We start from the raw sequence: 492 nt of genomic DNA on the forward strand, positions 1-492 counted from the left end.
GCTTAAATCACTGTGTGCAAACAACAATCCGCCATTTCGGTTTCTGATTTTTAATAAAGCCTCATCGCTTAAATAGCCGGGCTTCGGCACGCTCATACCATGCCCGCGAACGGTAATATCAACATGGGAAACGTGCCGCCAAAAGCCTTCGCCGTAAGCGGTAAGCAGATCTTGGGCGGCAAGCTGGAGCAGCTCTTCGTCGCTTGCTTCAAGCAGCTGGCGGCGGACGACTTGTGGCGCATCGTGATTGAGCGCGGCGTAGGCGGTAAAAATCGTGCGTTCAGGACGGGCAACCCGGATAAACTGGTTGGTCGCAACAACATAGCCCAGCCCTTGGCTGCCGTAAACCACATTGTCCCACGCAAGTTCGCTGTTGTTTTTTTCTTTCGGGAAACTGTGCAGTTCAAAATTAGAAACCAGCCATGGCGCGTATTCTGGGATGTCCAGACCAAATTGTTCGGGAAATTCAATAATGCAGGCGGCAACCATCAG

At 51.8% G+C, this 492-nt stretch carries 1 pseudogene; it reads right to left on the minus strand.

Annotation, left to right across the window (positions count from 1 at the left end):
- Positions 1–492 (minus strand): annotated as a pseudogene (locus ACTHUR_RS19210) (twin-arginine translocation pathway signal); the annotation flags it as partial.

It is taken from the genome of Neisseria sp. P0021.S007 (assembly GCF_051956855.1).